The sequence below is a fragment of the Pseudarthrobacter sp. S9 genome (assembly GCF_050156545.1).
Lineage (GTDB): Bacteria > Actinomycetota > Actinomycetes > Actinomycetales > Micrococcaceae > Arthrobacter.
The window spans coordinates 35448-50703 of the sequence record NZ_CP189577.1; the positions used below are offsets into that span (position 1 = coordinate 35448).

Genomic DNA, 15256 nt, shown 5'->3' on the forward strand with positions numbered 1-15256 from the left:
GTCGTGCGGGAGAATCCTGCCGCGGCCGGAGGTCATTTCCCGTTGGGCGGCATAAGGCGTACTCCGCACTTGCCACAGACTCCCATGGCGCGCACCGTGTCCAGGACCTCGTACATTTCGTCCAGGGAACTGACATCGACGCTTCTGGTCCGCGGATTGATTTGCTTGGGTTGGGACCTGTCAGATCTTCACCTTGGGTTCTCGCCGCTCAGGGCTGGGGAACAGTGTAGGTGTTCAGGGGCCGGCCGGTGCTGCCGTAGGTGAGGTCCAGGATGAGAAGGCCCTTGCGTTCGAGTGCGCTGAGGTAGCGTTGGGCGGTCGGGCGGCTGATCCCGAGCCGGTCGGAGATCTCCGCGGCGCTGACGGGACCGCCGGCGGCACGGACGGCGTCGAGCGCTTTTTGCATGGTGGGCTGCAGGCGCGGGGCCGGGGCTGCGGGCCTGACTCCGGCGGAGCGGGCGTTGTAGAGGCTGTCGACGGTTGCCTGGTTGGCGGTTGATGCGGACGCCAGCTCGTGCCGCCATCTCTGGTATGCCTGCAGCTGTGTGCGGAGCCGGTCAGAGCTGAAGGGCTTGACGAGGTAATAGACGGCGCCGCTGCTCATGGCTGACTTGACGGTGGCCAGGTCCTGGGCGGCGGTGATGATGATGCAATCGACCTGGGTTCCGGCCGCCTGCAGGGACCGCAGCAGGGAGAGCCCGTCCTCGTCGGGAAGGTGCACGTCCAGCAGGAGCAGGTCCGGGTGTAGACGGGCGATTGCTTCGCGGGCTGCTGCGGCGCTGTACACCTGGCCCACGCATTCGAAGCCCTCAACTTTGGCCACGCGGGCCGCGTGGATTCCGGCGACCCGGAAATCATCGTCAACCACCAATGTTTTGATCAATGCCCGCCACTCCTGTCCTTGTCCGGTGGTGCGGGATTGCCGGCAGCCACACCTCAAACTTACCGCCGGGTCCCGGGAACACGTCCAGGGTTCCCGCTGCCCGGTGCACGATCCTTGCCACCAGGGCCAGTCCGATTCCGCGCCGCATTCCCGGCCGGGGGTCCTTGGTGGAGTAGCCGTCCACCACCACCTGGTCGATCTTGTCTGCCGGGACGCCGGGGCCGTTGTCGCGCACGGCGATGAAAACGCCGTCAGCGTCGTCGAACTGTACCGTGACCGTGCGCGGCCGGGGCGTGTTGGCCAGCGCGTCCACGGCGTTGTCCAGGAGGTTGCCCACGATGGTCAGCAGTTCCGTCTGGTCCACCTGCGGGTGTTCCAGCCGGGACTCAGGGCTCACTTCGATTTGTACGTCCTGTTCGGCGGCAACGGTGATCTTGGCCAGCAGCAGGGCTGCCAGCTCCGGCGGCGCGATCCTTGCACGCAGCCCTTCGCCCAGCGACGTGGACATGGCGGATACCTGCGAGACGTAGCTTTTGGCCTGCTCCACGTCCCCCATCTCCAGCAGCCCGTCGACGATGTGCAGCCGGTTGGCGTATTCGTGTTCCAGGGCGCGCATTGCCTCCATCAGGCCCCGGACGGAGTGCAGGTCCCGGACCAGGCTCTCGATCTCTGTGCGGTCCCGCAGGGTGATGACGGAACCGATGCTCCGCCCGGCGCTGGCGACGGGCATGCGGTTGACCACCAGCAGGGCGTCCTCCGTCAGCGCGACCTGGTCCGCGCCGCGGATCTTGCCGGTGAGCAGGTCCCGAAGCCGCCCGTCCGGAATGAGCTCGGCAACCGGCTTTCCCAGTGCTGCCCCCTCGATCTGGAGCAACCGCCGGGCCTCGCCGTTGATCACCGTGACCCTTCCGTCGTCGTCAAGGCCGACGACGGCCTCCCGGATCCCGTGTAGCAGCGCCTCACGCTCTTGCAACAGGGACGCGATCTCGGCGGGCTCCAGGTTGAAGGTGACGCGCTTGATCCGGCGGGAGAGCAACAGCGAAACGCCCACGCCCAGGGCCAGGACCAGCGCAGAGAACCCGGTTATCAGCCAGATGTTCTGGACCTCGTTCTCGAACACATGGGTCTCCTCGATGCCCACCGACACCTGGCCTGTCACCGAGCCGTCCGCCCCGAAGATCGGGGCCTTGGCGTTGGCAGACCTGCCCAGGCTGCCCTCGTTGAAGCCCACATGGGTTTGGCCGTCCAGTACTGCGACGGGTTCCTCCAGCTTGTGCCCGATCAGTGCCGGGACCGGGTGGGAGAACCGGATGCCGTCGCGGTCGGTAACCACGACGTAGGCGGACTGCGCGGCGCCCGTGATGTCCCGGGCGAGACCGTCGATGATGTGCTTGGGATCCCCTGCCGCCAGGGCGGAGCGGATTTCCGGCATCTGCGCGGTGGTGGTCGCGATGCCCAGGGCACGCAGCTGGTACTGCCGCTCCAGGGTCTGGTTGCTGATCAGCGTGAACAGAAACCCGCCCAGGACGACAGTGAGCAGCAGCAGCGAGAGCGAGCCAAGGAGGATCTGGGTGGTCAGGGTCATGGAATGACCGCCGGCCCGGAGGCGCGGTGCGGCTGGCGCGCGGCTCACCGGAACCGCACCCATGCTCGGCATTTACCGGTGTGCAGAAAACGCACAAAACGTGCACTTTTGCTGTTAAGGCGCAACAACTTACTGAAGACTTCTGGCACGGACAATCACTTTCTAAGCTTTACATAGTTTCCGTGATCCACATCACGCAAGGAAGCGACTCCCAAGGAAGGGATCCGAGTGACAACGGTGTCAGAACGAGAAAAAAGCAGCCCCCAGGCCGGCGGTCCGGCCCCGGGCTGCTGCAAGCCGCCCCCGACTCCGGAGGGCCGGCATGGAGCGGGCCTTCCGTTGGAAACGTGCGGCAACTTCACCACCAAAACCGTATTCACCACCAAAACCGTAGTTTCACGATGCCGTTGAACCGGAAAGAAACACCGGACCGTCTCGATTCCCTGACGCACCTGCGCGGCGCGTCTGGTAGCGAGTGCTCACATGAACCGAAAGACAGAGAGGTCTTAGCACATGGATGCTAACCATCATCACCGCCCGCCCGCGGCCCCCGGGAGAGCCGAGGACGCGGCAGGTATCGACATCGTCGGGTTGACCAAGCGTTACCTCACGCCCAAGGGCGAAATATTCACTGCCATCCAAGACGTGAACCTTAAAGTCGAACCCGGCCAGTTCTGCGCGATCGTCGGACCGACGGGCTGCGGCAAGTCCACGACACTGGCGCAGGTCTCCGGCCTGGAGCAGCCAAGCGCCGGCTCGGTGAGCGTCCACGATCAGATCGTGGACGGCATCACGAAGGGCGTCAGCTACATGTTCCAAGCGGACGCGCTCTTCCCTTGGAAGACCGTCCTGGGCAACGTGCTGATCGGCCCGGTCCTGCTCGGCACGCCCAAGCGCGAAGCCACCGTGCTGGCCATGGACTGGCTGCGCCGGGTTGGCCTGGCCGGCTTCGAGGACCGCTATCCGCACCAGTTGTCCGGCGGCATGCGCAAGCGCGTCGCCATGGCTGCGGCGCTGATCAACAGCCCGCGGATCCTGTTGATGGATGAGCCCTTCGGCGCCCTTGACGTGCAGACCAAGGCGATCATGCAGAACGAACTGCTGCAGCTCTGGGAAGAACTGCGCCCCTCGGTCCTGTTCATCACCCACGACCTCGACGAGGCCGTGGCCCTGGCCGACAAGGTGGTCATCATGACCAGCAGCCCCGGCACGATCAAGGATGTCTTCGACATCGATCTTCCCAGACCGCGTGGCGATGTGCAGCAGATCCGCCACGAGGGGCGCTTCCTGGAACTGCAGGGCCGGATTTGGGAATCCCTGAAAGATGAGGTCACCCGGGCCTACAAGCAAACGGCAGGTGCAGCAGCATGACAACGACAACCCACCGCGGCGCGCGCACACACCAGCAGCCGACAATGCAACAGGATTCCGCCCGGCGCGCCATGAAGATCCGCACGATGTGGATCTGGATCGGGCGGGCCATCCTCGCGGTGATCGTGATCGGGGGCTGGCAGTGGTTCACGGCCGTCGGGTGGGTCGACAAGTTCTTCTTCGGCCAGCCGTCCGGAATCTGGAACAGCCTGGTCGTGCTCTTCACTGAGGGCACGGCATTTGGCACCATCTGGGAGAACCTCTGGATCACGGTGCAGGAGGCCTTCATGGGCTTCCTGCTCGGCACGTTCGTCGGGGTTGTGCTCGGAATCCTCCTGGGCTCGAACAAGTACCTTTCAGCCGTCGTCGGCCCGTACATCCGGATCGTGAATTCAATCCCCAGGATCGTGCTCGGATCGATCTTCATCGTGGCCTTCGGCCTCGGAACCTTCCCGAAGGTGCTGCTCGCGGCGGTGCTGGTCTTCTTCATCGTCTTCTTCAACGCCTTCCAGGGCGTCCGTGAGGTGGACCAGAACCTGGTCGGGAACGTGCGCGTGCTGGGTGCATCGCCGCTTCAGGTCGCAGCGCACGTGACCATCCCGTCGGCGATGACGTGGATCATCGCGAGCCTGCACAGCGCGTTCGGCTTCGCGATCATCGGCGCGCTCGTTGCCGAAGTGCTCGGCGCCCAGCACGGAATCGGGCTGATCATCAGTCAGGCGCAGGGGACCTTCGATCCCGACACGGTCTTCGCCTGCATGGTGATCATCGCCGTGGTCACCCTCGGCGCGGAATACCTTATCTCCCTGCTGGAGAACTCGCTGCTGAAATGGCGGCCGCCGAGCCGCTCTGAAGCACAGGCGATCTGACGTTCGCCGCCATCCATTCCACTTACCCATCACCCGAATCCTCAACATAAACAAAGGAAACGTACATCCATGATGAAGAACAAGATCTACGCCGTCGGCGCTGCCGGAGTGATCGCACTGAGCCTCGCGGCCTGCGGCAGCAGCACTGGAAGCGGCAGCGCTGCCGCTGACAATGGCTCGATGCCCACCGTGAAGCTCATGGTTGGCGGCATCGACAAGCAGATCTACCTGCCCTACCAGCTCGCCGAACAGTTGGGCTACTACAAGAAATACGGAGTCAACGTCGAACTCTCGACCGAGCAGCACGGCGGCGTCGGAGCCGAGGACGCGATGGCCTCGGGCCAGGTCGACATGACCGGTGCCTGGTACATCCACACGATCGACTTCCAGGCCAAGGGCAAAAACGTGATCAACCTCGTTCAGCTCTCAGGCGCCCCAGGGGAACGGGTGATGTGCAGCCCCAATGCCAACGTCAAATCCGCAGCCGACTTCAAAGGCAAGACCATCGGGGTCACCGACCTCGGGTCCGGAACCGATGAGCTGACCCAGTTCCTCGCCTCGAAGGCGGGTCTCTCGACGAAGGACTACCACACGCTCGCCGTCGGCTCCGGAGCAACCGCGATCGCGGCCATCCAGCGCGGCACCGCCGACTGCGTCATGACCACACAGCCGACAGTGGGTGCCCTCGAGACCAAGAACCTCGCCGTTTCGACGATCGACCTCGCCACCGCTGAGGGAGCCAAGGCCGCCCTCGGCGGTGAGGCGCCGGCCGCCGGCCTCCTGGCGCAAGCCGACTGGGTCAAGACCCACGAGGACGCGGCGCAGAAGGTCGTCAACGCACTGGTGGAGACCATGCATTGGATCACCAGCCACTCGGCAGCAGAAATCGCCGACAAGCTGCCCGCCTCTTACGTCCAGAACAGCACCATCAGCAAGGACCAGTACGTTTCCGCGCTGGACAAGGACAAGGGTCAGTTCCTGCCCGACGGGATCATGCCCGCCGGCGGCCCCAAGACGATCTTCGACATGGAGAAGACCATCGGCGTCGACACTTCCAAGGTCAAGATCTCCGACACGTTCACCAACAAGTACGCAGACGTTGCCAACAAACTGTTGGGCATCACCCCCACCACCACCCCTGCCGGCGCCGACGGATGATCCAATCCCCCCACAACAGGCCTAAGCAGGCATAGGCGTTCCAAACGCCACCGAGCAGCGGCCCCTCGATCGGCCTGCGTGGTACCCCACGCAGGCCGATCGAACCTCCCTCCGGGCCCCCTCAGATGAACGGCGGAGACGTCCATCGCCCACCCCCCGGGTCGGACCTTCGAACGGCCGTGGCGAAGGCACGCACGGCCCGCTTCCCTCACCGCCGATGAAGGAGCACAAGAACACCGACTGCACCATGACCGCGCAACCACCGTCCCGCCGGCCGGCCGGCACCATAAAGCGTTCATCCTCAACCGCTCACGGACCGTTGCCGGTGCGCAGCAGACCTTCGGCCGGGCCAGCCAGCCACTCTCCATGGGCACGGCTTGCGTGGACGCACACAAGGACGTTCCCCCAGAAACCCGTCAATATCCACGCCAAGACATCTACGTCAAGACGTTAAAGCACATCCAGGACCAGGCGTCGGCCAAAAATTACCGCTACGGTGCCCGCCCAGTACTACCCGGGTGCCTGCCCCCACAACACAGCTGCGCAAAAAAGAACCCCCGCACCGTGCACTACCCACAGAAAAGAGGACCATGACCACCGAGGAATACGTCCGCGACTGGAGAAAGATCCGGACCCGCGACGAGATCAAACTCAGCAAGGACAACCAGGAAATCGCCCGCGGACTCGCCGACGGCGTCACCCACGACGGGAACACGCTGTGGCTGATCCAACCCGCCGGAAAGGGCCGGTCCATGTTCAACAACCAGGGCGGCATCCTCGCCTTCCGCACCAACACGTCAACACCCTCCCCGCGGAACTAACCCGCAGCCGCGAAGCCCGCCCCAGAGAAGGACACCACCGTGGACGAAACCACCCCGTTCCGCCTCGACATCGTCGTCAGCCAGACCCAAAGCAGAGACGACCAGCTCGCCGACGCCGTCAACCAACTGATACCCACCGCCCTGGAGCACAGGCACGGAATACTCGTCACCCAACACGACACCGCCAAATACACCCTCGAGGTACACCCTTCCGTCCCCTGCGGAACAATCCACGAAAAAGCCGCCCGAACCATAAAGGCCCCCAACCCATTTGATCTCGACACGGCCCATCTCCTCACGGAACCGCGTTAACGCCTTCGGAGACTCTCACACGTCTTTTCGAACCAAAACACGCGAACCTCGCAGGATGCACTCCGTTGATCCCGCCGCTCAGGTGCCCGTTGGCCATACGCGGCTGGTTGCATCCGGCCAAGCTCAAGGAACAGCCGGCTCGTGACGAAGCGCCAGGATCGATGTCCCCACGCTTCCGGGCTTAGAACCAGGTCCCCGGGCGGACCATCAACACCGTATGCCGGCCCTTTGCCGGGCACGCGCGGGTGCCCATCCGCATTCCTTCGCAACAGGCAGCCCGAAAGCCGGGCGCGGGAACAGCGCCCACGCGGGAGGGAGCAGGGTGGCGGTCAAGCCACCCTGCTCCCTCCGACGCTCACCTGAATCCCCCTCTGCAGCCGTCGATCCCGCCCCGTAACCGGGCCGCGCAGCATTCACCCGGGTTCGATGCAAGAGCTGGGCAGAAGCCTCTTGTGGGCCACGCCGCAGACCGCTGGCACCGGTGCGGGCTGGGTCCACCGGGCCCGACTCGGAACGACACTTCTAAAGAAACGACAGTAGGAGGAGTAGAATTACTACTCCTCCTACTACTTTAGCGAGTGTCGCCATGGCACAGAGCGTGGTGGAACCAAGATGGGACACCGTCTGGATGAAGCCCGCCACAAAGAGGCCCACCACCAACACCACCGACCCGGAAACGGGGACGGCCGGCCGTGAGGACGCGGATGGCGGCGACATTGCCGCTATTCAGAACGATGACTGGCTCTCTGCCGTGGACCGCGTGGACCTGATCGCCAGCCAGTCAGGTCACCGCAAAAAGGATGACAACGAGACACAGCATTCCACCGGCAAGCCGTAAAGCCGTAAAGCCGGAGGCAGCAGACACCGGGGCCTGTGGTGCGGCGGTACAACGTACCCGACCATCGCGATGCCGGCCGACATGCGCGCCATCCACCGCCTTCGAAGACCAGGAAGAGCACAGGCTACCGGACGGGGTGACCACAGGTTGGGCCCGTAGGGCTTCCCGCCTGGTAGTCAGGTGCTGATCCAGCCCTGACCGGACCCGACAATTCTCCGTCCGCTGTTCATCTCAGCAAAGGATCCTTTGCTGAGACGGCAGTGGACGAGTGGCCGGGATCCGTTAGTTCCAAAAAATTTAGAAATAGGGCCCGAACAATGGAGTGAGAAACGCGGGCTTGTTGGACGCCCATCAGACCACCCAGCCAAAGACTTGAGTCAGGGCACAACTGATACCGGAAAACCCGGCAGACTGATGCCATGTTTGGTTGGTGAGGTCACTGGTGCCTCCAGCGGTGGACCAGTTGGTCGGGAACGTCTTTGCGTCATGAGCATTCGTTGGGTGGAGGTTCATTGCCGGTGGTTGCTATCGGTGCTCGCCCACCGTGGGCTCCGCCGAGAGTTTGCCGTGTCGAAACCTGTGCTTTACCTGGTGCTGGAACACTGCCTCGGGGGTTTGCCAGTAATCAAGTATGAGGAGCAGTTCATGCCCGGTCTCGATCGTCGACGTTTTCTTCAGCTCGCGGGCGCGGGTGCTGCGAGCACCGCGATCGCCGAGATGCTCGGCCAAAGCGTTGCACGCGCCGCCTCGATCCCGGCCAACAGGGCCACCGGCTCGATCAAGGATGTTGAGCATGTGGTGATCTTCATGCAGGAGAACCGCGCATTCGATCACTACTTCGGCACGTTGAAGGGTGTGCGCGGGTTCTCGGACCCGCACCCCGCGGTCCTGCCCAGCGGCAAGGACGCCTTCCACCAGAACAACGGCACGCGTGAGGTCCTCCCGTACCACCCGGACGCGCCGAACCTGGGCATGCAGTTCATGGAGGACCTCGACCACTCATGGAAGATGACCCACGAGGCCTTCAACGCGGGCAAGTACGACCGGTGGCTGCCCGCGAAGTCGGACGCGACCATGGCCTTTTACGGGCGCCAGGACATTCCGTTCCATTTCGCCCTCGCGGACGCGTTCACGGTATGTGACCAGTACCACTGCTCAGTGCTCGGCCCCACGGACCCGAACCGCTACTTCATGTTCGCCGGCGGCGACGACCCGGAGCGCAAGGGCGGCGGGCCGGACCTGTGGAACGACGAGAAGGGCTACTGGTGGAGCACCTACCCCGAGGAGCTCGAGAAGGCCGGCGTGTCGTGGAAGGTCTACCAGGACATCGGCGAGGGACTCGACCCGGCGCACTTCGAGGGCTGGACTAGCGACGCGTACATCGGCAACTACGGCGACAACTCGCTCCTGTACTTCAAGCAGTACCAGGACGCGAAGCCCGGAACTCCGTTGTACGAGAAGGCGCGCACCGGCACGAACGCCAAGGCCGGAGAGGACCTCTTCAGCATCTTCCGCGAGGACGTCGCCTCGGGGAAGCTCCCGCAGGTGTCCTACATCGTGGCCCCGGAGGCCTACACGGAGCACTCGAACTGGCCGCCGAATTTCGGCGCCTGGTATGCGGCCAACATCCTTGACATCCTCACGTCCAACCCGGACGTGTGGAGCAGGACGGCCGTGCTCTTCATGTACGACGAGAACGACGGCTTCTTTGACCACATCGTCCCGCCGCACCCGAATACCCCGCAGATCCCGGGTGCGTCCACGGTTTCGACCGCAGGTGAATGGTACGACGGCACCCCGACCTTCTACGGCAGCAAGGACGTCCCGGGACACTTCGGCCTGGGTGTGCGCGTGCCGATGATCGTGGCCTCCCCGTGGAGTATGGGCGGGTGGGTGTGTTCGGAGACGTTCGACCACACATCGATTGTTCGCTTTCTCGAGACCCGCTTCGGCGTCGCGTCGCCGAACATCACACCGTGGCGCCGCGCTGTCTGCGGTGACCTCACGAGCGCGTTCGACTTCACCGCCGCCGGCGGCGCGGCGCCGGCCCTGCCGGACACGTCGGCGTACAAGCCGGTGGACCACAACCGCCACCCGAACTACGTTCCGACGCCGCCGGCTGTGAACAGCATGCCGTCCCAGGAGAAAGGCACGCGCCCGTCCCGTCCGCTGGGCTACGCCCTCGACGTCGAGGCCACCATTGCGGGCGGCACGCTCACCGCCCACTGGTCCAACCACGGCCCGCTCGGCGCGCACGTGCAGGTCCGCTCCAACCTCCTGCCGCAGGCTCCATACTCATACACCATCGGAGCCAGGGCTTCGCTCGACGCGTCCTGGGCGCTCGGCGCCGAGTACGACGTGCACATGCACGGCCCGGCCGGCTGGTACCGGCGCCTTGCCGGCACGACCGCGGCCGCGGACCTCCGCGTGGCAGTCACCGCTGACGGCACGTCGCCGCACGCACAGTTCAAGATCGAAAACACCGGCTCCGCGGGCATGGCCCTAACCCTCAAGGACGCCTACGGCGCCGGTTCCCAGACGCTTTCGCTCAACCCGGACCAGGGCAAGACGGTCGTCATCCCGACCCAAGGCGGCTGGTACGACCTGACGATCACCTCCGCCGGTGACCCGAAGCTCATCCGCGTCCTCGCCGGCCGGCTCGAGAACGGCCGGCCGCTCACGAGCGACCCCCAGCTGGGCCGATAAGAGGCCGGGCCGGGGCGAGGGCTGCAGGCTGTCGTTCCCTCTGCCGGCAACTGGGCCTTACCTTGCTGCTTTACCCGAGAAACAGGCGCTCCGTCCCGGGGCGCAACCCGAAAGGATTATTCAATGCTCAGTATGCTGAAGAACCGGAGGGCAGGCGCAGCGGCGCTTGCTGCCACCGTCGCGTTCACTGGATTCGCAGCCGTTGGTGCGGCTGCACCCGCGGACGCGCAAACGACGTCGGGCACTGTGGCCCATGCCAGCGGGCAGGGGGCGAACGGTCCTGACCATGTTTTCGTCATCATGATGGAGAACCACGGCTACGACCAGGTCATCGGCAACACCTCCGACGCGCCGTACATCAATTCACTCGCCCAGCGCTACAACACCGCGGCGAACTACCACGGCGTCACCCACCCCAGCCTGCCCAACTACCTTGCAACCATTTCGGGAAGCCCCCAGGGCATCTGGGATGACTGCAAGGCCGGTGCCAACGTCACGTGCGCCCCCGAAGAGTTTGTCCCGGGTTCCGGCGACGCAGGTGTCACCGGGAGCCTCACCCCGGAGCAGGCCGCCAGCGCCTCATCCACTCCGCACATGTTCTCGGGCCAGACCATTGTTGACCAGCTCGAGAACAAGGGGCTGAGCTGGAAGGCGTACATGGAGAACCTTCCAAGCGCCGGCTCGCAGGTCGAATACGCGCCCACGATCGGTTCGACAACAGTGAAGCTGTACGCGCAAAAGCACAACCCCTTCATGTACTTCTCGGACATCAACTACCCGGGCAGCCCCCGCCTGCAAAACATCGTGCCGCTCGAGAACAACCTCAAGACCGACCTGGCGAACGGCACCGTGCCGAACTTCGTCTGGATCAGCCCGAACCAGTGCCACGACATGCACGGAATCTCCCCCTCCGGGGCGGCCCTCATCAACCTGCCCCAGTGCGGCTACCCGGACTCGGGCCTTGACCACGGCGCGATCCAGCTCGGCGACGCCTACGTCAAGCAGACCGTCCAGCAGATCATGGACTCCCCGACGTGGAAGACGACCAAGTCCAGTATCGTCCTCGCATGGGACGAGAACGACTACTCCGGATCCTCTGGCGGACCGGGCAGCCCGGTCGGGCAGAATGGGGCCGTCCTCGGCGGCGGCCACGCACCGATGATTGTCATCAACTCCGCTGAAGGCCCGCACAAGACAGCGGACAAGCTTGCTGACCACTACACCCTGCTCTCCACCATCGAGCACCTGTGGCACCTGGGCTGCCTGGCCAACACGTGCTCGCCCACCACATCGGGCACCTTCGAGGAGCTCTTCCGCCCCTAACCCGCAGAACGACCCCGGCGATCCCGGTCCTGATAGAAGGGGCTGAGAGGAACCGATACACCAGCCAGGACAGACTGCCTGCCCGCACACCATGCGGGCAGGCAGTCGCGCTATCCGGCCTGGCTACTATCCGCATAAGGGGGCCGCTTCAGAAAACGGAAAAAATCGTACGCTAAGGGGCGTTCGGAGGCAGGTATCTACTCGGTCAGCTCAAGAAATGGAAGAGGAAAACTCGTGTCCTGCGCCTGAAATTCGGTTCCTAATTGTAGAATGGGGCATGGCGAATGTCGGGCGGCCGAAGGCCTTGCTGGAACTGACGGATGAGGAGCGGGCGGCCCTGGTGCGGTAGTCCCGCCGGGCGAAGTCGTCCCAGGCGTCGGCGACGCGCTCGAAGATCGTTCTGGCCAGCGCCGAAGGGCTGACGAACGTGGCGGCCGCTGCCCGGTGCGGGGTCGAGCCGCATACGGTGGCAAGGTGGCGGCGGCGGTTCCTGGAACAGCGCCTGGACGGGCTGCTCGACGAGCCCGGGCCGGGCCGGCCGGCCACGGTCACGGCCGAGGAGGTGGAGGACGTCGTGGTGGCACCCCTGGAATCGACACCGAAGAACGCGACGCACTGGTCCCGGGCGAAGATGGCCGAGCGGACCGGGCTTTCGAAGTCCACGATCGGGCGGATCTGGAAGGCGTTCGAACTCAAGCCGCACCGCGCCGACGGGTTCAAGCTCTCCACCGACCCGCAGTTCGTGGACAAGGTCTACGACGTGGTCGGGCTCTACCTGAACCCGCCGGAATCGGCTGTGGTACTCAGCGTGGACGAGAAATCCCAGATCCAGGCGCTGGCCCGCTCGCAGCCGGCGTTCCCGATGATGCCAGGGATGCCGGAGAAACGCACCCACGACTACGTCCGGCACGGGACCACGACCCTGTTCGCGGCCCTGAACACCGCCGACGGGTCCGTGATCTCGTCCCTGCACCGCAGGCACCGGGCGGTGGAGTTCAGAAAGTTCCTGGCCAAGATCGACACCCAGGTCCCCGCCCACCTGGACATCCACCTGATCTGTGACAACTACCAGACCCACAAGACCCCGGCCATCAGGGCCTGGCTGGTGAACCACCCCCGCTTCCACATGCACTTCACCCCCACGTACTCCTCCTGGATCAACCAGGTCGAACGGTTCTTCGGCTTCGTCACCGACGACCTGCTCCGCCGCAGCGACCACCGCTCCGTCCAGGCACTCGAGGCCGACATCCGCGCCTGGGTCAAGAACTGGAACGAGAACCCCACGCCATTCATCTGGACAAAGACCGCCGAACAAATCCTCGAATCCCTGGGCCGACTTCTGAACCGGATTTCAGGCGCAGGACACTCGCTGTTTGCCAAGGCAACGCGTCACTGAGTGTCCGGAAGGGGAACCCTGATCGGTCACTGTCTCCGCTGACACAGTGCACGGTGAACTAGCCACGGGAGGCCAGGCCTCCGTGCCGCCGGTCGTCTCGGACGAGAGATCCAGTCCGTCCAAAAGGCCGGCCGGCTTTTATGCGCTGGCGCGCTCCTAGGCTAGGAGCGAACCTGCGCATGTCGCTCCGAGCTGGCCCGACCTTGAAGATCATCGACCAGGCGGACCGAGCCGCGGTGCGTCAGGCGCGGATCCGGAAACCGACGGCTGTCAGCACCTGCAGTGTCTGGTCGGGCTCGTTGTTCGTCTGGCCGCGTTCGAGGGCAACGACGAATTCGCGCGAAACTCCTGCCCTCTCAGCCAGATGGGTACGGGTCAGATGAAGTGCCTTCCGGCGTTCCCGCACGAACGTCACAGCCTCATCCGGTGTGTTGAACTCAACGGTGTCGCTCATGGTCCCTCGCCTTCGGTGGACGCCCATCCTGTCATAATGCCGCACCGATTGATCAAGTGAGCGGGCCCTTGGCTGCACGGTCAGCGGGACAAGCGGGCCTTGGCCGCGTGCTCAACGAGAACGGGTACATAGTCACGTATCCGGCCCCCGTCCAAAGCCTGGTGTTCCTCCCGGACAGCCTGTTCAATGCTCGGGCGCGGAATATGCGGGAATCGTTCGGCGAGGCATTCGACCACATTGTCGACGGCTTTCAATTCATCGTCCATATTCACCTCCCCAGTTTCCCGCTGGCCGCGCCGGCCGGTCACGAAACGATAACTCATCAAAGATGCCCCGCGTGGCGGTATTCGAGGAATCAGTGGGCACGCCCGCGCAGCGTGTGTGTTCGAGGCTGCCGTGGCGGCAGATCCGGCAGGACCGGGGTCGGCAGCCGGCCCCGGGCACCGACGGACCCCATGACCGTGTGGAGACTGTTTGCAGCCAAAACCGTCGGAGCGGGCCCGGTGAACGCCGCGCTGGAAGTCCCTCAGGTTCGGGCGGACATAGGGTGTTCAGGGTGGAGATAGGCAGACTCAGTGGTCCGGACAATCGGCGTCCCGCGCTCTTGGAGACAGGGCGCTGCTTCTGGCGTCGCTCATCACCCCGGGTTGAGCGTGTCAGCCGAGGATTTCGGCGCGTTCCTTGACGGCGTTGACATAGTCGGTGAAAGCCTGCTGCATGTCGGGCGTGACCTTCCAGAGCAGCCCCTGCAGCGGACCGGTGAAGTCCTCTTTCACCCGCAGGCGCGTAATCCCGCCCTGGTGGTCAAGCGTAAATGTGCGCACGCCGGTGCACAGACCCAGGGGCAGGCCGCCGGTCCAGGTCATCACCTCACCAGGCATCTGCTGGACGCGCAGCCGGACGATGCGGTTCCCTCCGGTGCTGGTCCGGATTCTGATGGTGCCACCGTTGCGCACCTCGCCCGTGATGTGCGTGATGCCGGAGTCCCAGACGGTGTAGTTCCCGGCGTCGGTAATGATGTCCCAGACGGTAGAGCTTCGGGCCTTGATCAGTGTCTCGGCCTCGACGGATTGCATGGCCTCACAGTATCCGGCGCAGCCGGATACTGTGCCAGGTTTTGGGCCTATGCATGGTGAACATCAGGCCACGAACCATGGCATTGGCCACAGGGCCGGCACGCCGCCGCGACGGTTCAGGCGGCGGCCGGCCCCGTGACCGCGGCATCACGGATAACCGGGCTCTGGACGCGGACAATCTCCAGTTCGGCCATGTCCAGCGGCCTCCGGCCGCCGGTCAGGGCGTCCACGATCCAGAACAGCCCCAGGTCCGTCACCTTGGGCCAAAGTCGGGACTCTTAGCCCCAATACCGTTCAGTTAAGTTCGTGAATGTGGACGTCGGGCCCATAGGCGGGTTGCGGGTGCCCGGCGTGATGGGAGCGTTTGGCTGGCCATTTGAGGACTTTGCGTTTCACGACCCGGGGGTTGGAGCGTCGTCTCCGGGGCGGGTTGAGCCGTTTGCGGAGTTTGCCGATGGCCGTGT

Annotated in this window: 14 protein-coding genes and 1 pseudogene; 9 read left to right on the forward strand and 6 right to left on the reverse strand. The window is 64.5% G+C overall.

Annotation, left to right across the window (positions count from 1 at the left end; all coding sequences use genetic code 11):
- Positions 1-208 precede the first annotated feature (208 nt).
- Together ACQCSY_RS22160 and ACQCSY_RS22165 are read right to left on the reverse strand one after the other, a co-directional pair.
- A complete protein-coding gene (locus ACQCSY_RS22160) occupies positions 209-883 on the reverse strand; it encodes a response regulator (protein WP_427136471.1) in 675 nt (224 codons plus the stop codon).
- Complete coding sequence (locus ACQCSY_RS22165; RefSeq protein ID WP_427136473.1) at positions 861-2468, reverse strand: ATP-binding protein; 1608 nt, start codon at positions 2466-2468, stop codon at positions 861-863. Before ACQCSY_RS22165 ends, ACQCSY_RS22160 begins: the two co-directional genes overlap by 23 nt.
- A 513-nt stretch (positions 2469-2981) precedes the next feature.
- On the opposite strand from ACQCSY_RS22165, the gene ACQCSY_RS22170 reads away from it, so the two are divergent.
- From ACQCSY_RS22170 to ACQCSY_RS22210, 9 genes and pseudogenes are all read left to right on the forward strand, one after another.
- Positions 2982-3839 (forward strand): ABC transporter ATP-binding protein, encoded by an 858-nt coding sequence (locus ACQCSY_RS22170; protein ID WP_427136475.1) that lies wholly within the window; start codon positions 2982-2984, stop codon positions 3837-3839.
- Positions 3836-4708, forward strand: a complete 873-nt coding sequence (locus tag ACQCSY_RS22175) for an ABC transporter permease (protein WP_427136477.1) — start codon at positions 3836-3838, stop codon at positions 4706-4708. Before ACQCSY_RS22170 ends, ACQCSY_RS22175 begins: the two co-directional genes overlap by 4 nt.
- Positions 4709-4777: 69 nt before the next feature.
- Positions 4778-5866, forward strand: coding sequence for an ABC transporter substrate-binding protein (locus ACQCSY_RS22180; RefSeq protein ID WP_427136479.1), 1089 nt, complete (start codon positions 4778-4780; stop codon positions 5864-5866).
- A 590-nt stretch (positions 5867-6456) separates the two neighbouring features.
- Positions 6457-6687 (forward strand): hypothetical protein, encoded by a 231-nt coding sequence (locus tag ACQCSY_RS22185; RefSeq protein ID WP_427136481.1) that lies wholly within the window; start codon positions 6457-6459, stop codon positions 6685-6687.
- A 39-nt stretch (positions 6688-6726) separates the two neighbouring features.
- Positions 6727-6999, forward strand: coding sequence for a hypothetical protein (locus ACQCSY_RS22190; protein ID WP_427136483.1), 273 nt, complete (start codon positions 6727-6729; stop codon positions 6997-6999).
- Between the two features lie 586 nt (positions 7000-7585).
- On the forward strand, positions 7586-7837 hold the full coding sequence (locus tag ACQCSY_RS22195; protein ID WP_427136485.1) for a hypothetical protein: 252 nt from the start codon (positions 7586-7588) through the stop codon (positions 7835-7837).
- A gap of 645 nt (positions 7838-8482) precedes the next feature.
- Positions 8483-10543, forward strand: coding sequence for a phosphocholine-specific phospholipase C (locus tag ACQCSY_RS22200; protein ID WP_427136487.1), 2061 nt, complete (start codon positions 8483-8485; stop codon positions 10541-10543).
- Positions 10544-10666: 123 nt separating this feature from the next.
- Complete coding sequence (locus ACQCSY_RS22205; RefSeq protein ID WP_427136489.1) at positions 10667-11866, forward strand: alkaline phosphatase family protein; 1200 nt, start codon at positions 10667-10669, stop codon at positions 11864-11866.
- Positions 11867-12143: 277 nt separating this feature from the next.
- A pseudogene (locus ACQCSY_RS22210) lies at positions 12144-13262 on the forward strand (IS630 family transposase).
- Between the two features lie 241 nt (positions 13263-13503).
- Here the strand turns inward: ACQCSY_RS22210 and ACQCSY_RS22215 are convergent.
- From ACQCSY_RS22215 to ACQCSY_RS22230, 4 genes are all read right to left on the reverse strand, one after another.
- Entirely contained in the window at positions 13504-13716 is a 213-nt protein-coding gene (locus ACQCSY_RS22215; protein ID WP_427136491.1) for a helix-turn-helix domain-containing protein, read from the reverse strand.
- Positions 13717-13796: 80 nt separating this feature from the next.
- On the reverse strand, positions 13797-13982 hold the full coding sequence (locus tag ACQCSY_RS22220) for a three-helix bundle dimerization domain-containing protein (RefSeq protein ID WP_427136493.1): 186 nt from the start codon (positions 13980-13982) through the stop codon (positions 13797-13799).
- Positions 13983-14372: 390 nt separating this feature from the next.
- Positions 14373-14792, reverse strand: a complete 420-nt coding sequence (locus ACQCSY_RS22225) for an SRPBCC domain-containing protein (RefSeq protein ID WP_427136495.1) — start codon at positions 14790-14792, stop codon at positions 14373-14375.
- A 116-nt stretch (positions 14793-14908) separates the two neighbouring features.
- On the reverse strand, positions 14909-15049 hold the full coding sequence (locus ACQCSY_RS22230; RefSeq protein ID WP_427136497.1) for a hypothetical protein: 141 nt from the start codon (positions 15047-15049) through the stop codon (positions 14909-14911).
- Between the last annotated feature and the right edge of the window lie 207 nt (positions 15050-15256).

Coding starts and splice junctions, on each gene's coding strand:
- ACQCSY_RS22175 (WP_427136477.1), top strand. CDS start 3,836: ATGACAACGACAACCCACCGCGGCGCGCGCACACACCAGCAGCCGACA.
- ACQCSY_RS22220 (WP_427136493.1), bottom strand. CDS start 13,982: ATGGACGATGAATTGAAAGCCGTCGACAATGTGGTCGAATGCCTCGCC.
- ACQCSY_RS22225 (WP_427136495.1), bottom strand. CDS start 14,792: ATGCAATCCGTCGAGGCCGAGACACTGATCAAGGCCCGAAGCTCTACC.
- ACQCSY_RS22170 (WP_427136475.1), top strand. CDS start 2,982: ATGGATGCTAACCATCATCACCGCCCGCCCGCGGCCCCCGGGAGAGCC.
- ACQCSY_RS22195 (WP_427136485.1), top strand. CDS start 7,586: ATGGCACAGAGCGTGGTGGAACCAAGATGGGACACCGTCTGGATGAAG.
- ACQCSY_RS22165 (WP_427136473.1), bottom strand. CDS start 2,468: ATGACCCTGACCACCCAGATCCTCCTTGGCTCGCTCTCGCTGCTGCTG.
- ACQCSY_RS22215 (WP_427136491.1), bottom strand. CDS start 13,716: ATGAGCGACACCGTTGAGTTCAACACACCGGATGAGGCTGTGACGTTC.
- ACQCSY_RS22205 (WP_427136489.1), top strand. CDS start 10,667: ATGCTCAGTATGCTGAAGAACCGGAGGGCAGGCGCAGCGGCGCTTGCT.
- ACQCSY_RS22180 (WP_427136479.1), top strand. CDS start 4,778: ATGATGAAGAACAAGATCTACGCCGTCGGCGCTGCCGGAGTGATCGCA.
- ACQCSY_RS22200 (WP_427136487.1), top strand. CDS start 8,483: ATGCCCGGTCTCGATCGTCGACGTTTTCTTCAGCTCGCGGGCGCGGGT.
- ACQCSY_RS22185 (WP_427136481.1), top strand. CDS start 6,457: ATGACCACCGAGGAATACGTCCGCGACTGGAGAAAGATCCGGACCCGC.